This window comes from Gordonia sp. J1A, assembly GCF_055393515.1.
The window spans coordinates 3727222-3742941 of the sequence record NZ_AP041607.1; the positions used below are offsets into that span (position 1 = coordinate 3727222).

At 68.5% G+C, this 15720-nt stretch carries 19 protein-coding genes; 11 read left to right on the top strand and 8 right to left on the bottom strand.

Annotation, left to right across the window (positions count from 1 at the left end; all coding sequences use genetic code 11):
• Positions 1-12: 12 nt before the first annotated feature.
• Positions 13-1047 (top strand): LLM class F420-dependent oxidoreductase, encoded by a 1035-nt coding sequence (locus tag ACZ5QD_RS17330; protein ID WP_006894221.1) that lies wholly within the window; start codon positions 13-15, stop codon positions 1045-1047.
• Positions 1048-1066: 19 nt separating this feature from the next.
• Here ACZ5QD_RS17330 and ACZ5QD_RS17335 read toward each other — a convergent pair whose 3' ends face one another.
• From ACZ5QD_RS17335 to ACZ5QD_RS17345, 3 genes are all read right to left on the bottom strand, one after another.
• Positions 1067-1558 carry a hypothetical protein gene (locus tag ACZ5QD_RS17335; RefSeq protein WP_045537561.1) on the bottom strand — a complete coding sequence of 164 codons (492 nt, stop codon included), beginning with the start codon at positions 1556-1558 and terminating at the stop codon, positions 1067-1069.
• Between the two features lie 102 nt (positions 1559-1660).
• The gene (locus tag ACZ5QD_RS17340; RefSeq protein WP_062366248.1) at positions 1661-2548 is read right to left on the bottom strand and encodes a class I SAM-dependent methyltransferase; all 888 of its coding nucleotides are present in this window, start codon (positions 2546-2548) and stop codon (positions 1661-1663) included.
• A gap of 47 nt (positions 2549-2595) precedes the next feature.
• Positions 2596-3414, bottom strand: coding sequence for a crotonase/enoyl-CoA hydratase family protein (locus ACZ5QD_RS17345; RefSeq protein ID WP_006894224.1), 819 nt, complete (start codon positions 3412-3414; stop codon positions 2596-2598).
• Between the two features lie 60 nt (positions 3415-3474).
• Here ACZ5QD_RS17345 and ACZ5QD_RS17350 point away from each other — a divergent pair, with 60 nt between their 5' ends.
• The gene (locus tag ACZ5QD_RS17350) at positions 3475-5106 is read left to right on the top strand and encodes an acyl-CoA synthetase (RefSeq protein WP_062366251.1); all 1632 of its coding nucleotides are present in this window, start codon (positions 3475-3477) and stop codon (positions 5104-5106) included.
• Between the two features lie 81 nt (positions 5107-5187).
• Positions 5188-6321, top strand: a complete 1134-nt coding sequence (locus ACZ5QD_RS17355) for an NAD(P)H-dependent flavin oxidoreductase (protein ID WP_006894226.1) — start codon at positions 5188-5190, stop codon at positions 6319-6321.
• A gap of 15 nt (positions 6322-6336) precedes the next feature.
• On the opposite strand, the gene ACZ5QD_RS17360 is transcribed toward ACZ5QD_RS17355, so the two are convergent.
• Complete coding sequence (locus ACZ5QD_RS17360; protein WP_062366254.1) at positions 6337-6579, bottom strand: type B 50S ribosomal protein L31; 243 nt, start codon at positions 6577-6579, stop codon at positions 6337-6339.
• A complete protein-coding gene (gene mrf, locus ACZ5QD_RS17365; protein WP_464366970.1) occupies positions 6576-7865 on the bottom strand; it encodes a ribosome hibernation factor-recruiting GTPase MRF in 1290 nt (429 codons plus the stop codon). Before mrf ends, ACZ5QD_RS17360 begins: the two co-directional genes overlap by 4 nt.
• Positions 7866-7965: 100 nt before the next feature.
• On the opposite strand from mrf, the gene rpmB reads away from it, so the two are divergent.
• Genes rpmB through rpsR form a run of 4 tightly spaced genes read left to right on the top strand, consistent with a single transcriptional unit; the run spans position 7966 to position 8865 of the window.
• Positions 7966-8202 carry a 50S ribosomal protein L28 gene (rpmB, locus tag ACZ5QD_RS17370; RefSeq protein WP_006894229.1) on the top strand — a complete coding sequence of 79 codons (237 nt, stop codon included), beginning with the start codon at positions 7966-7968 and terminating at the stop codon, positions 8200-8202.
• On the top strand, positions 8202-8369 hold the full coding sequence (rpmG, locus tag ACZ5QD_RS17375) for a 50S ribosomal protein L33 (protein ID WP_006894231.1): 168 nt from the start codon (positions 8202-8204) through the stop codon (positions 8367-8369). Before rpmB ends, rpmG begins: the two co-directional genes overlap by 1 nt.
• On the top strand, positions 8369-8674 hold the full coding sequence (gene rpsN, locus ACZ5QD_RS17380; protein ID WP_006894232.1) for a 30S ribosomal protein S14: 306 nt from the start codon (positions 8369-8371) through the stop codon (positions 8672-8674). The genes rpmG and rpsN overlap by 1 nt, the downstream gene beginning before the upstream one ends.
• The gene (rpsR, locus tag ACZ5QD_RS17385) at positions 8674-8865 is read left to right on the top strand and encodes a 30S ribosomal protein S18 (protein ID WP_006894234.1); all 192 of its coding nucleotides are present in this window, start codon (positions 8674-8676) and stop codon (positions 8863-8865) included. The genes rpsN and rpsR overlap by 1 nt, the downstream gene beginning before the upstream one ends.
• 3 nt (positions 8866-8868) lie before the next feature.
• Here the strand turns inward: rpsR and ACZ5QD_RS17390 are convergent, their stop codons facing one another.
• The 3 genes from ACZ5QD_RS17390 to ACZ5QD_RS17400 are packed head-to-tail and all read right to left on the bottom strand — an operon-like array spanning position 8869 to position 12710.
• Positions 8869-10383, bottom strand: a complete 1515-nt coding sequence (locus ACZ5QD_RS17390) for an AMP-binding protein (RefSeq protein ID WP_006894235.1) — start codon at positions 10381-10383, stop codon at positions 8869-8871.
• A gap of 4 nt (positions 10384-10387) precedes the next feature.
• Complete coding sequence (locus tag ACZ5QD_RS17395) at positions 10388-11500, bottom strand: acyl-CoA dehydrogenase family protein (RefSeq protein WP_222110949.1); 1113 nt, start codon at positions 11498-11500, stop codon at positions 10388-10390.
• 28 nt (positions 11501-11528) lie between these two features.
• Positions 11529-12710 (bottom strand): acyl-CoA dehydrogenase family protein, encoded by a 1182-nt coding sequence (locus ACZ5QD_RS17400; RefSeq protein ID WP_464367284.1) that lies wholly within the window; start codon positions 12708-12710, stop codon positions 11529-11531.
• Between the two features lie 123 nt (positions 12711-12833).
• On the opposite strand from ACZ5QD_RS17400, the gene ACZ5QD_RS17405 reads away from it, so the two are divergent.
• The 4 genes from ACZ5QD_RS17405 to ACZ5QD_RS17420 all read left to right on the top strand — a co-directional run bounded on the left by ACZ5QD_RS17405 (position 12834) and on the right by ACZ5QD_RS17420 (position 15716).
• On the top strand, positions 12834-13028 hold the full coding sequence (locus tag ACZ5QD_RS17405) for a ferredoxin (RefSeq protein ID WP_006894238.1): 195 nt from the start codon (positions 12834-12836) through the stop codon (positions 13026-13028).
• Positions 13029-13110: 82 nt separating this feature from the next.
• Positions 13111-14001: a 3-oxoacyl-ACP reductase gene (locus ACZ5QD_RS17410; protein ID WP_006894240.1), complete on the top strand. Its 891-nt coding sequence runs from the start codon at positions 13111-13113 to the stop codon at positions 13999-14001.
• Positions 14002-14096: 95 nt separating this feature from the next.
• Positions 14097-14861, top strand: a complete 765-nt coding sequence (locus tag ACZ5QD_RS17415; protein WP_006894241.1) for an MlaE family ABC transporter permease — start codon at positions 14097-14099, stop codon at positions 14859-14861.
• A gap of 3 nt (positions 14862-14864) precedes the next feature.
• A complete protein-coding gene (locus ACZ5QD_RS17420; protein WP_045536831.1) occupies positions 14865-15716 on the top strand; it encodes an MlaE family ABC transporter permease in 852 nt (283 codons plus the stop codon).
• Positions 15717-15720: the final 4 nt, after the last annotated feature.

The window sequence follows — 15720 nt, forward strand, 5'->3', positions numbered from 1 at the left end:
AAGGGTTCTCGCGTGAAACTTGGCCTACAACTGGGGTATTGGAGTGCGCAACCGCCGCTGGGCGTCCCGGAGATGTTGGTGGCCGCGGAGGAGTCGGGATTCGACTCGGTGTTCACCGCGGAGTCCTGGGGATCGGATGCGTACACCCCGCTGGCCTGGTGGGGAGCGACCACCGAGACCCTGCGGCTCGGCACGGCGGTGGCCCAGCTGTCGGCGCGGCCGCCCACCACCCTGGCCATGGCGGCCTTGACCCTCGACCATCTCTCGGGCGGCAGGCACATCATCGGTCTCGGCGTCTCCGGGCCGCAGGTGGTGGAGGGCTGGTACGGGCAGTCGTTCGGCAAGCCGTTGGCGCGCACCCGCGAATACGTGCGGATCGTCCGCGACGTGCTGGCGCGCGAGGGCGCCGTGGTCAGCGACGGACCCCACTACCCGCTGCCGCGGCGGGAGGGCGAGGGGGTCACCGGTCTGGGGAAGCCGCTCAAGCCGATCACCCATCCGCTGCGCGCGGACATCCCGATCTGGCTGGGAGCCGAAGGTCCCAAGAACGTCGCGCAGACCGCCGAGATCGCCGACGGCTGGCTCGCGATCTTCTACACGCCGCGGCTCGCGGGCATGTACGACGAGTGGCTCGACGAGGGCTTCGCCCGTCCCGGCGCGCGCCGATCGCGTGCCGACTTCGAGATCTCGGCGACCGTTCAGTGTGTGATCACCGACGACGTCGCCGCGGCGATCGACCGCTATCGGCCGTCGACCGCGCTCTACGTCGGCGGGATGGGGGCGGCGGAGAAGAACTTTCACGCCGACCTCTATCGGCGCATGGGGTACGGCCAGGCGGTCGACGACATCGGCCGGCTGTTCCGGTCCGGCCGCAAGGAGGAGGCTCTGGCCGCGGTGCCCGACGAGATGGTCCGCGAGACGATGCTGGTCGGCACCGCCGACGAGGTGCGCGAACAGATCGGGTTGTGGGAGGCCGCAGGGGTCACCACGCTGATGGTGACCGCGCGCGATGTGCAGACCGTGCGAGCACTCGGCGAACTGGTCTAGCGACGCAGCGGCGAGCGGTTCAGGGCGCGACCACCACGCCGCCGCAGCTGCGCGCGGGTATCGCCCAGAGTGCGTTGCGGTTCACCGTGCTCAGCCGCAACTGCACTCTGCCGGGCCCGAAGGTGCTGCGGGGGAGGCTGAAGTTGTGCACCCCGGTGTTCGGCGGCCGCACCTGGCTGTGGTCGATCATCGTGCCCTTCCGCCCGGTCTGCAGGTTGTGCCAGTCCAGGCGGGCCACCGAGTCGTATCCGACCCCGATCCAGAGGCTGCCGTAGTCGATCTGGATATACGTGGTCCCGGCGTACTCGGCGACGATCGCGCGGAAGGGCCGGTAGGGCATGTCGACGATGTTCGGACTGACGTTGAGGCAGCCGTGGAGCGGGTACTCGCGTGTCACGGCGCCGGCGCTTCCCGCTCCGGCGAGAAGCGACGAGACGACGGCAGCGGCGGCGACCGCCGCGGCGAGGACACGGGTCCGGAGTGAACGACGATGTGTCGGCAGGGTGGGCATGAGCTTCTCCTCGGCGGGCTCGTCGCGTGGCTTCGTACCCGGTATGTCGACGCCGAGGGGGCGATCTGTTAGCCGGATCACAGAATCGGTGAGCCCCGGGCGTCAGGTCTCGCGGTCGGACGGGAACGAGACCTCGGCCACCACGACGTGGCCGTTCGCCAGTCTGCGCGGGTGCCGAGTCCGGACGCCGACGTCGTCGGCGATCGATTTCAGATCGCGATCGGAGACGACGGTGAACCCGAAATCCTCCAGCAGGTCGCGCATCGCCGCCGGTCTCCAGGCCGAGACATGGCGTTCCTCGCCCATCGGATCGGGCCGCCCGGCGATCGCGAAGACCGTCTTGAGCGCATAGTGCGCCGGACGGCTCACCGTGTGGCGTTGCGGATAGGTCGCTATCAGCTGAGATCCCGGAGCCGAGCGTTCGGCGACGTCCGCGAGGGTGGCACGGACCTGGTCCGTCGTGAGATACGGCAGCACGCCCTCCCAGATCCACGTGGTGGGGAGTTCGGAGCGATGGCCGGCTGATTCCAGGGCGCCGGTGAGACTGTCGGTGCCGAACTCGACCGGGACGAAGGTGAGTTCCTCGGTGACCGGCTCCAGATTCCGGACGCGCCTGCGCTTGTCGGCCTGCGATGCGGGGCGGTCCACCTCGAAGACGGTGGTCTGCGGCAGCTTTCGCATCCGCCAGGCCCGGGCGTCCAGGCCCGCTCCGAGGACGACGAGTTGGCTGTGCCGCCGCTGGCGCACGGCGTCGTCGATCGCGACGGTGCGCGCCGCCAGGATCTCCACGGTCGCCGTCAGCAGTTCATAGGCCGGACGGTCGCGCCAGTGTCTCGGGGCCGGCCCGCGTGCCGTCTCGACCTCTCTGCGCTCGTCGTCGTCGAGCAGGTCGATGGCGATGGGATCGCTGAACCGTCCGATCGCGATGCGCCCGTCCGCGACGGCGCGCGCCTGGCAGACCAGGACGGCGGTGCGGCTCGCTTTCGGCATGGCAACGACCGTAGGCCGGGACGGACCGATGGGCAACGCAGCCGCTCCTACTCGCCGGTGAACACCGGCTTCTCGCGGTTGGCGAAGGCGCGCGGGCCGATCTTGGCGTCCTTGGACGCGAAGACCTTGGCGCCGAGTTCGGCGTCGATCTTGAAGGCCTCCTCCTCGTGCAGGCCCTCGCTGTCGCGAATGGTCTTGAGGATGGCCTGGACTGCGAGCGGGCCGTTGGCCGCGATCTGGTCGGCGATCTCGAGAGCCTTGTCCAGCGCCGTGCCGTCCGGAACCACGTGGCCCACGAGTCCGTACTCCTTGGCCTCGGCGGCGGTGATGTGACGGCCGGTCAGGAGGATGTCGGCCGCCACGGTGTAGGGGATCTGGCGGACCAGCCGGACGGCGCTGCCGCCGAGCGGGAACAGGCCCCACTTGGCTTCGGAGACGCCGAACTTCGCGCTCTCGGCGGCGACGCGGATGTCGGTGCCCTGGAGGATCTCGGTTCCGCCGGCGATCGCCGGGCCCTCGACCGCGGCGATCAACGGCTTCGACAGCCGACGTCCCTTGAGCAGTGCGGGGAGCCGCGTGAGGTCCCATCCGCCTTTCGCGAAGGAGTCGCCCGGTGCCGACTGGTTCATGGCCTTGAGGTCGGCGCCCGCGCAGAAGTAGCCGCCCGCTCCGGTCAGGATCGCGACCCGGATGTCCGGATCGTCGTCCACCTGGTCCCACGCCTGCTCCATGATCCGCATCATCGGACCCGACAGTGCGTTGCGCGCCTCGGGTCGGTTCATCGTCACGATCAGCACGTGGCCGCGCTTCTCGACGAGGCACTCCGGTGCGGCGGCGGTGGTGGCGGCAGCGCTTTCTGGGGACATGTTTCCTCCTGGCCCGACGTTTTCCTTGCCGCGAACAGTAACACGTTCTAGTTTTGATGCATGGCCTTCACTGTCGCGGACCTCTTCGAGCACGCCGTGGACCTCATGCCCGACCGCGTGGCGCTGGAATCGGGCGACCGCTCGCTGACCTACGCCGAGCTCGATCGCCGGGCCAACGCGCTGGCGCACCGGCTGCGGTCGCTCGGCGTGGCACCCGGCGACGCGGTGGGCCTGTACAGCAGAAACACCATCGAAGCAGTCGAGTCGATGATCGCGATCTTCAAGGCGCGGGCAGTGATGGTGAACGTCAACTACCGCTACGTGGAGAACGAGCTGAAGCACATCTTCACCGATTCGCAGATGACGGTGCTGATCCATGAGCGCCAGTACGCCGCGAAGGTCTGCAACGTGTTATCGAATGCGACCACCGACATCACCGCGCGCATCGTCGTCGAAGACGGATCCGACGCGCCTGCCGAGTGTTCGGACGCGGCCGGCGTCGCGGTCGTCGGATACGAGGCGGCGATCGCCGAGTCGTCGTCGGAACGGGACTTCGAGGAGCGGTCGGACGACGATCTCTACCTGCTCTACACGGGCGGCACGACGGGAAAGCCGAAGGGCGTCGTCTGGCGTCAGGAGGACGTGTGGCGGGTGCTCGGGGGCGGGATCGACTGGTACACCGGACGGCCTGTCGAGGACGAATGGGAGCACGCGCGGACCGGATCGCAGGGCGGCCAGCTGGTGCGCTTCCCGATTCCGCCGTTCATCCACGGCGGCAGCCAGTGGGCGGTGTTCCAGTCCCTGTTCGCCGGCGGGAAGGCGGTGGTCTACCCGGATTTCGACGCCGCCGAGGTGTGGAAGGCGGTGCAACGGCACGGTGTGAACGTCGTGTTCATCACCGGTGACGCGATGGGCCGGCCGATGATCGAAGAACTCGAGAAGGGTGGCTACGACACCTCGACGGTGGTGTCGGTGGCCTCGTCCGCGGCCCTGTTCTCGGCGTCGATCAAGGACCGCTACCTGGAGCGTCTGCCGAACGCGGTCATCGTCGACGCGATCGGATCGTCGGAGACCGGCTTCGGCGGCATGGGAGTGGCGGTGAAGGGTCAGAGCCGGGTCGGTGCGCCGACGGTGAAGGCCGACCCGAGCGCTCACGTCCTCGCCGAGGACGGTCGCCGTCTGGAGCCGGGCAGCGGAGAGGTGGGGCGCCTGGCGCGGTCGGGTCACATTCCGCTGCGCTACCACAACGATCCGGTCAAATCGGCCGAGACCTTCGTCGTCTACGACGGTGTCCGCTACTCCATGCCGGGCGACTTCGCGACCATCGAGGCCGACGGCACGATCACGATGCTCGGCCGCGGGTCGATGTCGATCAACACCGGCGGCGAGAAGGTCTTCCCCGAGGAGGTCGAGGCCGCGCTCAAGGGTCATCCGGACGTCTTCGACGCAGTCGTGGTGGGCGTGGCGGACGATCGCTTCGGTCAGCGGGTCGCGGCCGTGCTGCAGACCCGCGACGGGGTCCGGCCGGACCTGGTGACCCTCAACGAGGCCGTCCGCGCCGAACTCGCGGGGTACAAGTGCCCGCGGAGCGTCTGGTTCGTCGACGAGGTGAAGCGCTCACCCGCGGGCAAACCCGACTATCGGTGGGCGCGCGAGGTGACCGGCTCCCGCGAAGCCGACCACGCTCTCTGAACCCGTGACTCCCATCCCTTCTACGACCATCGCCTCTACGACCATCTCCTTTACACAATCTCTTCTACGACAAGGACATCGATGAAAACCCCATTGTGCGAGCGGTTCGGGATCGAATACCCGATCTTCGGCTTCACCCCCAGCGAGGAGGTGGCCGCCGCGATCAGCCGCGCGGGCGGCCTCGGCGTCCTGGGATGCGTGCGGTTCAACGAGCCGGATGAACTCGACGCGGTCCTGGAATGGATGCACGAGAACACCGACGGGAAGCCCTTCGGCGTCGACGTCGTGATGCCCGCCAAGATCCCCACCGAGGGATCCAAGATGGACCTCGACGCGATGATCCCGCCCGAGCACCGTGCGTTCGTCGAGCGGACGCTCGACGATCTCGGAGTGCCGCAGCTGCCGGACGGCGGCGATCGGGTGAACACCGGCGTGCTCGGCTGGCTGCACTCGGTCGCACGCTCGCATGTCGACATCGCGATGGAGCACACGCGCAAGTACGGGCAGATCAAGCTGATCGCCAATGCGCTCGGCTCGCCTCCCGAGGACGTCATCGGCATCGCGCACGACAACGGTGTGGCGGTCGCGGCGCTCGCGGGAGCGCGGGAGCATGCGCTGCACCACCTCGACGCCGGCGTCGACATCGTCATCGCGCAGGGCTATGAGGGCGGCGGGCACACCGGCGAGGTCACGTCGATGGTCCTCTGGCCGGAGTTGGTCGACGCCGCCGGTGAGGCTCCGGTGCTCGCCGCGGGCGGTGTGGGCAGCGGCAGGCAGATCGCCGCCGCCATCGCGCTCGGTGCGCAGGGCGTGTGGATGGGCACCTATTGGCTCACCGCCGCCGAGTACAACCTCGGCGCGCACAAGCCGGGCGAACCGTCGACCGTTCAGCAGGCACTGCTGGCCGCGACCTCGCGCGACACCGTCCGGCGTCGGATCTACTCGGGCAAGCCGGCGCGCCTGCTCAAGACGGCGTGGACCGACGCGTGGGACGCTCCCGGCGCCCCGGAACCGCTGCCGATGCCGCTGCAGAATCTCCTGGTGGGCGAGGCGCACGCGCGGATCTCGGCATCCGACGACCCGAAGGTGGTGGCGATGCCGGCCGGACAGATCGTCGGGCGCTGCAACGAGATCACCCCGGTGGAGAAACTGATCGACGGACTGGTCTCGGAGTACCGCGAAGCGGTCGCGAGGATGAACGCCACCCTGGACTGAGCGTCCGGGTCGGCTCTACAGCCCGTACCGCCGCTTGAACCGTTCGACGCGGCCCTCGGCGTCCACCAGACGCTGGGTGCCGGTCCAGAACGGATGGGAATCGCTCGTCACATCGACGGTGATCAGCGGGTAGACCTCGCCGTCCTCCCACTCGACGGTCGCGTCCGAGGCGGCCGTCGATCGGGTGAGGAAACTCGTGCCGGTGGTCGCGTCGCGGAATACGACGTGGCGGTACTCGGGGTGGATTCCGGGCTTCATCGGTTCTCTCCTTCGGTCTGGTCCACGGTGGCGGACCGGTCGGTGGTCTCGAGGTCGTCGCACGGGTCGCGATGGTCGGTGCCGAACGGGGACGGCAGGTTCGCCAGGGCCCGCGGCCCAGCGGCCAGTTCGTCATCGGTGACGAGCGCCGCGTCGAAGGCGGCGCGGATCTCGTCGGGCGCGGCCCGATGGCACAGGACGACGATGCTGGTGTGGCGATCACCGTGCACGTCGTCCCAGTAGAACGCCGCCGTCGCGGACTGCTGCGGATCCGCGGCGGCCGCGGGATCGGTGGCCAGCCAGGTGCCGACGCGGCGGATGCCCAGGGCGCCGCCGGCCGAGTCGAGCCACAGCACGTCGTTCGGATTCGCCGCGATCCACAGCCGACCCTGCGCGGTCACGACGCCGTCGAGCAAAGCGTCGAGCGCCACGTGCAGCCGCTCCGGGTGGAACGGGCGCGTCGCTTCGATCGTCATCAGCTCCACGCCGCAGTCGGCGGTGAGGTCCGGTCGTCCCGACAGCAGGGGATCGAACGGGCGGCGCGGGCGTCCGTGAGGTGACTCCGCCGTGCCGGAGGCGAGCGCCCGCGCCATCAGTGCGGCGTCGAGCGGCTGCCTGCTGTTGAGCGTGCGCATTCCCGCGGCCGGCGCCAACCGGACGAGCACGGCGTGCAGCCGTGCGAGCTCCCATGCACCCGCGGCCGAGTCGGCGCGCTCCACGATCACGGTGTCGGCGAATCGCACCTGCCCGACCGCCACCTGTGCGAGGGTGCGCTCGTCCTCGGCGGCCGAGAGTCCCGCCTCAGCGAGCGTGAGATCGCCGGTGGCGTCGGCGAGCCACCGTGCCGCGTCGACGCCGCAGACGGTGTGGCTCAGGCACACGTCGTCGCCCGCGGGGGCGGGTGGCAGCCCCGGCACGTGCACGACCGTCTGGTTGACCTCGAGCGCGACGTTCTCCGGTTCCACCACCGGATCGAGAACCACCACGATCCGGGACACCTGCGTCTCGCGGTGCAGGGTGCGCAGGAGCGGGAGGAGATCGAGGCGGAGTGTGCACGACACGCATCCGTGTTCCAGGTCGATGTCGTCGAGACTGAACTCGTCGTGGCCGTCGGTGTCGATCCGATGCACGGTTCGCGTGACGCGGCCGCGCTCGACGTCACGCAGATCGTGGCTCACCACCGCGGTCCTGGGAGTGGCCAGGGTGTGGGCGATTCTGGCGGAGATAGTGCGATCGAGGCCGGTGACCAGGGTCAACGGTGTTCTGTGCGAACGTTCCTGCGGCATCTCGACTCATTCCTTACTTGTAATGGTTTTCATTAATTTCGGATTTCACTGTACCGTCATCGGCGAAGTTAATGCGAATCGTTGTCAGTAAGGAGGCTTCATGTCAGCGAGATGCCAGGTGACGGGGGCAGTACCCGGATTCGGGAAGTCGGTGTCGCACTCGCACCGTCGGACGTCGCGTCAATGGCGGCCCAATCTGTTCCGGAAGACGTACTGGGTGCCCAGTCTGGGTCGCCGGGTGACGTTGCGGGTCAGCGCCAAGGGGATCAAGGAGATCGATCGGGACGGGATCGATGCGGTCGTCGGTCGCATCCGGCGGCGAGGGGAGCGGGTCTGATGGCGAGCAGCACTGATCTGCGGCCGGTGATCAAGCTCCGGTCGACGGCCGGTACCGGATACACGTACGTGACGCGCAAGAACCGCAGGAACGACCCCGATCGTCTCGTCCTGCGCAAATACGACCCGATCGTGCGGCGGCACGTGGATTTCAAGGAGGACCGCTGATGGCGAAGAAGTCGAAGATCGTCCGTGACGGGCAGCGGCGCGCGCTGGTCGAGCGGTACGCCGAGCGGCGGGCCGAGCTGAAGCGGATCGTCGTCGATGCGAGCGCCGAGCCCGCGGCCCGCCGGGCGGCTCAGGCGGAGTTGTCGAAGCAGCCGCGCGACGCCAGCGCCACCCGGCTGCGCAATCGTGACGCGGTCGACGGCCGGCCGCGCGGTTACCTCCGCAAAGCGGGAGTGTCGCGCATCAGATTCCGTGAGATGGCGCACCGCGGCGAGCTGCCCGGGATTCAGAAGGCGAGCTGGTGATGCGTGAGGTGAAACGGCGTACCGCCGATCCGAACCTGACCTTCGACTACAAGGACACGCAGACGCTCAGGCGCTTCCTGACCGACCGCGGCCGCATCCGGAAGCGATCGGTCACCGGCTTGTCCGTGCAGCAGCAACGCCGCCTCGCGGTCGCGGTGCGGAATGCGCGGGAGATGGCGCTGCTGCCCTGACGCTCAGCCGGCCAGGCGCCAGGTCGGCTCGCCGAGCGATGCGGCGAGGGCGGCGCGGGCGGTCTTGAAGGTCGCGGTCTCGGGCTGCGAATCGGTGAGCCAGACCAGGGTCGGCCACTGCTTCGGCCCGAGATCGGTCTGCGCCTTCAAGAACTCCACCAGCGACTCCCGCGTCAGTCCCGGTGCCACCAGCACGGCACCGACGGCGTCGCCGATGTCGTCGGGGACGCCCAGCACGGTGGCGTCGGCTATCAACCGATGGCGCAGCAGGATCTGCTCGATGGGACGGGTACCGAGATTCTCGCCGTCCACCCGCAGCCAGTCGCCGAGACGGCCGGCGAAGTGCACGTACCCGTCGTCATCCACCCATCCCAGATCTCCGGTGCGGTACACGCCGCCGCGCAGGCGCTGCGCCGTCGCCTCCTCATCGCCGTAATAGCCGTCGAAGAGTCCGGCACCGGCGGTGTTGACGATCTCGCCGATCCGTCCGGCGGCGACGGGTTCGAGTGTGTCCGGGTCGACGACGGCGTTCGGGGCGGTGAGCGGCCCGAGCGCATCGTCCGGGGTGTCCGCGGTGCGGGTGATCGAGACACCGCCCTCGGTGGACCCGAAACCGTCGACCACGCGCGCGCCGAACCGGCGCGCGAACTCGGTGCGATCGGCGGCCCCGGCCTCGTTTCCGTACACCAGGCGGAGGGTGCTGCGGGCGTCGTCGTCGCGCTCGGGCGTGGCCAGGACATAGCGCAGCGGCTTGCCGACGTAGTTCGCGTAGGTGACGCCGTACCGACGCACGTCCTCGCAGAACCCGGTCGCCGAGAACTTCCTGCGAAGGACGATCGACGCGCCGGCGGCCACCGCCACCGACCATCCGGCGATCAGCGAATTGGAGTGGAACATCGGCATCGACAGGTAGGCGACGTCGTCGGGTCCGAGTCCGAAACGCTGCGCCAGCATCACTCCCGGCGCACCGAACTTGCGCTGACTGCAGCGCACGGCCTTGGGGTCGCCCGTAGTGCCGGAGGTGAAGATGAGCATCACCAGATCGTCGGGTCGCACGGGCGCCGGTGCGAACCCGTCGGACGACGCCGCGGAGACCGTCTCGGCCCACTCGGCGCCGTCGACGTTGAGCACCGGGACCGGGAGATCCGCCGGAATCAGCTCGGCCGTCTCGTCCGAGACGATCACGATCTGGCAGTCCGCCCGGGCCACGTCCGCGGCCAGCGCCGCACCCCGGCGCGTGCTGTTGAGCCCGACGAGGACGAACGCGCCCAGTGCGGCCGCTCCGAACAGGAAGCTGAACTCGGGGACGTTCGGCAGCAGCACGCCGACGTGCGGAGGACGGACGGGATCGAGTCGTTCGCGCAGCGCCGCAGCACGTTTCCTGCTCGCAGTGAAGTGATCGCGCCACGGGGTGAACCCGCCCTCGAAATGCATCCCGCGGTCGGTGACCTCCGACAGCGAGGCGTAGAGGTCCGACAGGCAGCGGGCGTCGGTGACGGCAGCGGGCGGCGCGGTCATCGAATCACCGCGTCGCCGTCAGCAGGTCGCCGAGTTCGGCGAGCACCACCGGGGCGCTGCCCAGCGTGAATTCGTTCTGCTTGGCGCGCAGGAAGTACCGGTGCACCGGGTGGCTGGTGTCCAGACCGACGCCACCGTGCACGTGAACCGTGGTGTGGGCGACGCGGTGTCCGGCTTCGGCCGCCCAGAACTTGGCGGTGTCGACCGCGGCGGTGGCCCCGTCGGCGTCGGTGTCGGCGAGTCCCGACAGCAGCCACGCGGCCTGCAGCACGCTCAGCGTGAGTGCCTGGACATCGATGTAACCGTCGGCGAGCCGCGCGGCCACGGCCTGGAACGAACCGATCGGCCTTCCGAACTGCTCTCGTTCGCGTGCGTAACGGGCGGTGGCGTCGAGGGCTCCGGCGATCACGCCGGCCTGGTCCGCGCTGACGGCCAGTCGCAGCAGGTCGAGTGCTCGATCGACGGTGCCGGCGCCGCCGTCGAGGATCTCGTCGGCCGCCACCTCCACCGCGTCGAATTCGACGAGATAGGTCGGGGTGAGGCCGGTCGCGACGGTCTCGGTGATGCGCACGCCGGACCGGTCCGCGGGTACGACGGCGATCAGCGGCCCGCCCGCGCTCGCGGCGGTGACGAGGAGGGTGTCCGCGGCCGCCGCGTAGGGGACGTTGACTTTGGAACCGGTGAGGGCCGAGCCGTCGAATGCGGTGAGCCCGTCGACGGGTCCGTAGGCGCCGTCCTCCTCGACCGCGGCGGTCAGCACCTGCTCGCCGGAGACGGCCCGCGGCAGCAATTCGGATCGGAGCCGGTCGCTCGCGTGCGCGCAGAGCAGCGGAACGCCGGCCACCGCGTGCGGACCGAACGGCACTCGGGCCAGGGCGCGGCCCAGTTCGGTGGCCACCGCGGTGGTCTCCAACGTGGTGAGACCGGCGCCGTCGACGGCCTCGGGTGCGGCCAGGCCGAGGAGGCCGGCCGCGGCGATCTCGGTCCAGAGCCGCCGGTCGATCGGCGCGCGACCGCTCTCGAGTTCGGCGACCCGCTCGGCGGGGCTGAGTCGGTCGACGATGTCGGACGTCAGCTTGGCGAGGTCGGTCGCAGCTTCGGTGGGGTTGAAGTCCATGGGTTCGTCCTTTGAGTACGGCGGCGGTTCAGCGGCGGGCCGGCGGGAGCTTCAATGCGAGCATGCCGATGATGTCGCGCTGGATCTCGTTGGTGCCGCCACCGAAGGTGAGGATCAGGGAGGTGCGCGCGAAGCGCTCCAGCCGGCCGAGCAGATGAGCTCCCGGACTGCCCTGCCGCAGAGTGGCGGCGGGTCCGACCACCTCCATCAGCAACCGGTAGGCCTCAGTGGCGAACTCGGTGCCGAACACCTTCGTCGCCGAGGCGTCGGCGGGCGACGGCGAGCCGCCCGAGGCGGCGATCGACGCGATCTTCCAGTTCACGAGCTTGAGGAACTCGACCTTGGCGTGGACACGTGCGAGGTTGGCCCGGACCCAGGCTTGATCGGCCGGCCGCCGACCGTCGGTCTCCGCGGTGGCGAACGCCAGCGTCTCCCGCAGTGCGGTCTGGATGGGGGCGGCACTGCACAGCGCCACCCGCTCATGGTTGAGCTGGTTGGTCACCAGGCTCCATCCGCCGCCCTCTTCGCCGACGCGATTCGTGACCGGAACGCGTACGTCCTGGTAGTAGGTGGCGCTGGTGTCGACGCCCGCCATCGTGTGGACCGGGGTGTACGAGAAGCCCTCGGCGGTGGTCGGCACGATCACCATCGAGATCCCCTTGTGCTTGCTCGCCTCCGGATCGGTGCGGCAGGCCAGCCAGACGCAATCGGCGTAGGGGATCAGCGAGGTCCACATCTTCTGCCCGTTGATGACGTACTCGTCGCCGTCCCGGACCGCGGTGGTGCGCAGCGCTGCCAGGTCGGTGCCCGCACCGGGCTCGGAGTAGCCGATCGAGAAGTGCAGGTCGCCGGCCGCGATCTTCGGCAGAAAGAACTTCTTCTGTTCGTCGGTGCCGAAGTGCATGATCGTCGGCGCCACCGAATTGATCGTCAAGAACGGGACGGGGGCGCCCGCGATTGCCGCTTCGTCGGTGAAGATCAGCTGATCCATCATCGAGCGGTCGGCTCCGCCGTACTCGGTGGGCCAGCCCAGCGCGAGCCAGCCGTCCCGCCCCATCTGGCGGACGACGTCCCGGTAGGCATCGCCTTCTCCGAGTTCTCCGTCACCGCCGGTGAGTGCGGCTCGGCGCTCCGGCGTCATCAAGGCGTCGAAGTAGGCGCGAAGTTCGCTCCTGAGCTGCTCTTGTTCCTGCGTGTAGGCGATCCGCATGGCTCTCCCGCCGTTGCTGTTTCCCAATCGGGGCGCAATACTGCTTCCCTAGTATTGAAACACGTTCTAACGTGTAGGACGCGAGCCCGTCAACTGTTCGGGCTGCAAGCGGAGGAGGAATAGATGCACATCAAATGCGACTTCGATCTGTGCGAGTCGAACGCTGTCTGCGTCGGTATGGCACCCGACGTCTTCGAGCTCGACGACAACGACTACCTGGTGATTCTGCAGGACGACGTGGCCGAGACCCGGCGCGAGGAGATGCGTCAGGTGGTCGCCAGCTGCCCCCGCTCGGCACTGTCCATCGTCGACGACTGACAACACTCATTTCCCGATCGAGTGGATGCTCGCAGGGATCTGTGGTAGAACAAGTTCTAGTTTTCGCGTCGAAGGGATAGAAGTGAGTCAGTCGTTGGACGGTCGGGTAGCAGTCGTCACCGGTGCGGGTGCGGGTCTGGGGCGTGCGGAGGCGATCGGTCTCGCGCGCGACGGGGCCACCGTCATCGTGAACGACCTTCAGTCGGCGCTCGACTCCAGCGACGTCTTCGACGAGATCGCCGGTGTGGGCGGCAAGGCGGTTCCGGTGGCAGGCGACATCGCCGACTCGGCCACCGCGGCCGAGATCATGCGTGTCGCGACGCAGGACCTCGGCGGTCTGCACGTCGTCATGAACAACGCGGGCATCACCCGCGACGCCATGCTCTTCAACATGACCGATGAGCAGTGGGATCTGGTGCAGCGCGTCCACCTGCGGGGTCACTTCCTGCTCAACCGGAACGCCGCCGCACACTGGCGCGCCGAGTCCAAAGCCTCCGGTGCGCCCGTGTACGGCCGCCTGATCAACACATCGTCGGAAGCGGCGCTCCTCGGTGGCGCCGGCCAGGCGAACTACTCCGCGGCGAAGGCCGGCATCTCGATGCTGACGGTCTCCGCGAGCCGCGCACTGGCCCGCTACGGCGCCACCGCCAATGCGATCTGTCCCCGTGCGCGCACGGCGATGACCGCGGACGTCTTCGGTGCAGCCCCCGAGGACGCCGTCGACCCGCTGTCGCCCGAGCATGTGGTGACCCTGGTCCGCTACCTCGCCGGTCCCTCGGCGCAGAATGTCTCCGGACAGGTCTTCGTGGTCTACGGCCCCAAGGTCAGTCTGATGGCCGCTCCCAAAGTGCAAGAGGTCTTCGCCGCGGACGGCGACCAGTGGTCGCCCGAGGCGCTCGGCGACGTCGTCTCGGCGTACTTCGCCGAGCCGGAGAAGGTCGGCACATTCTCGGCCTCGGATTTGATGGACTAGCACACCTCTCTTTAGAGTGTGTCGGCTCGGCTTGTAACGCAGAGCACAATTTTCGTACGTGATAGGTTGCCAGCATCGGAGCGGGAGGAGGGGCCTTGACGAGCAGACTCGCTGCCCCGATGAACGGCGTGGGAGAGTTCGTCTCCCTGGGTGTGGAATCCGCCCGTGAGCTTTTTCGACGTCCTTTTCAGTGGCGTGAGACCGTCGAGCAGTCGTGGGCCATCGCCCGCGTCTCACTCGTGCCCACCCTGCTGGTCGCGATCCCGTTCACGGTGCTGGTGAGCTTCACGCTCAACATCCTGCTCCGGGAGATCGGTGCGCAGGACCTCTCCGGCGCCGGTGCCGCGCTCGGAACGATCACCCAGATCGGCCCGATCGTCACGGTGCTCATCGTCGCCGGTGCCGGCGCCACCGCGATCTGCGCCGACCTCGGTGCGCGCACGATCCGTGAGGAGATCGACGCGCTCGAGGTGCTCGGCATCAACCCCGTCCACCGGCTGGTGGTGCCGCGCATCATCGCCTCGACCGGGGTGGCGCTGCTGCTCAACAGCCTGGTGTGCACCATCGGCATCGCGGGCGGCTTCATCTTCTCCGTATATCTGCAGGACGTGAATCCCGGCGCCTTCATCGCCAACCTCACGCTGCTCACCGGTCTCGGGGAACTGGTGATCTCCATGATCAAGGCCGCGCTCTTCGGCCTGTTCGCCGGACTGGTGGGCTGCTACCGCGGCCTCAACGTCAAGGGCGGAGCGAAGGGCGTCGGTGACGCCGTCAATGAGACCGTCGTCTACTCGTTCATGGCGCTGTTCGTCGTGAACGTGGTCGTCACCGCGGTCGGTCTCAAGGCGACGATGGGATAATTGATGGTTCTGCCAGGTACTACCCGTCTGCTCACTGCCCGTGTCGCGCTCAAGCGCGCCGGCGAGGACTGGAACAAGATCGGTGATCAGGCCCTCTTCTACTGGGACGCGATCGCCTCGATTCCGCGTGCCATCCGGCTCTACAAGAAGGAGACGCTCCGCCTCATCGCGGAGATCTCCATGGGTACCGGTGCGCTCGCGATGATCGGCGGCACGGTGGTCGTGGTCGGCTTCCTGACCCTGTTCACCGGCGGCACGATCGCCGTCCAGGGATACAACTCGCTCGCGAACATCGGCGTCGAGGCCCTCACCGGCTTCTTCTCCGCGTTCATCAACGTGCGAATCGCCGTCCCGGTGATCGCCGGCATCGCCCTGGCGGCCACGATCGGCGCGGGGGCCACCGCTCAGCTCGGCGCGATGCGAGTGTCCGAGGAGATCGACGCCCTGGAAGTGATGGCGATCGCGTCCGTGCCCTACCTGGTGAGCACGCGCATCGTCGCGGGACTGGTCGCGATCATTCCGCTGTACTCCCTCGCGGCGCTGGCGTCGTTCCTGGCCAGCCGGTTCGCGACCGTGGTGCTCTACGGCCAGTCCTCCGGCGTGTACGACCACTACTTCTCCACCTTCCTGATCCCGTCGGACATCCTGTGGTCGTTCGTACAGGCGATCTGCATGGCCGTCGCGGTCATGCTCATCCACACCTATTACGGATTCAACGCGTCCGGCGGTCCGGTCGGCGTCGGTGTGGCGGTCGGTAACGCGGTCCGCGCCTCGCTGGTCGTGGTCGTGGTCATCACCCTTCTGACGTCGCTCGCGATCTACGGCGCCGACGGCAAGTTCAATCTGGCGGGCTGAACGG

What these genes read in the sequence shown, in the direction of transcription:
- rpsN (WP_006894232.1), top strand. Translation starts at nt 8,369, where the DNA reads ATGGCGAAGAAGTCGAAGATCGTCCGTGACGGGCAGCGGCGCGCGCTG.
- mrf (WP_464366970.1), bottom strand. Translation starts at nt 7,865, where the DNA reads ATGCCGCAGGAACGTTCGCACAGAACACCGTTGACCCTGGTCACCGGC.
- ACZ5QD_RS17350 (WP_062366251.1), top strand. Translation starts at nt 3,475, where the DNA reads ATGGCCTTCACTGTCGCGGACCTCTTCGAGCACGCCGTGGACCTCATG.
- ACZ5QD_RS17360 (WP_062366254.1), bottom strand. Translation starts at nt 6,579, where the DNA reads ATGAAGCCCGGAATCCACCCCGAGTACCGCCACGTCGTATTCCGCGAC.
- ACZ5QD_RS17340 (WP_062366248.1), bottom strand. Translation starts at nt 2,548, where the DNA reads ATGCCGAAAGCGAGCCGCACCGCCGTCCTGGTCTGCCAGGCGCGCGCC.
- ACZ5QD_RS17400 (WP_464367284.1), bottom strand. Translation starts at nt 12,710, where the DNA reads ATGCGGATCGCCTACACGCAGGAACAAGAGCAGCTCAGGAGCGAACTT.
- ACZ5QD_RS17335 (WP_045537561.1), bottom strand. Translation starts at nt 1,558, where the DNA reads ATGCCCACCCTGCCGACACATCGTCGTTCACTCCGGACCCGTGTCCTC.
- ACZ5QD_RS17390 (WP_006894235.1), bottom strand. Translation starts at nt 10,383, where the DNA reads ATGACCGCGCCGCCCGCTGCCGTCACCGACGCCCGCTGCCTGTCGGAC.
- ACZ5QD_RS17395 (WP_222110949.1), bottom strand. Translation starts at nt 11,500, where the DNA reads ATGGACTTCAACCCCACCGAAGCTGCGACCGACCTCGCCAAGCTGACG.
- rpsR (WP_006894234.1), top strand. Translation starts at nt 8,674, where the DNA reads ATGCGTGAGGTGAAACGGCGTACCGCCGATCCGAACCTGACCTTCGAC.
- rpmG (WP_006894231.1), top strand. Translation starts at nt 8,202, where the DNA reads ATGGCGAGCAGCACTGATCTGCGGCCGGTGATCAAGCTCCGGTCGACG.
- ACZ5QD_RS17345 (WP_006894224.1), bottom strand. Translation starts at nt 3,414, where the DNA reads ATGTCCCCAGAAAGCGCTGCCGCCACCACCGCCGCCGCACCGGAGTGC.
- ACZ5QD_RS17405 (WP_006894238.1), top strand. Translation starts at nt 12,834, where the DNA reads ATGCACATCAAATGCGACTTCGATCTGTGCGAGTCGAACGCTGTCTGC.
- ACZ5QD_RS17420 (WP_045536831.1), top strand. Translation starts at nt 14,865, where the DNA reads ATGGTTCTGCCAGGTACTACCCGTCTGCTCACTGCCCGTGTCGCGCTC.
- ACZ5QD_RS17355 (WP_006894226.1), top strand. Translation starts at nt 5,188, where the DNA reads ATGAAAACCCCATTGTGCGAGCGGTTCGGGATCGAATACCCGATCTTC.
- rpmB (WP_006894229.1), top strand. Translation starts at nt 7,966, where the DNA reads ATGTCAGCGAGATGCCAGGTGACGGGGGCAGTACCCGGATTCGGGAAG.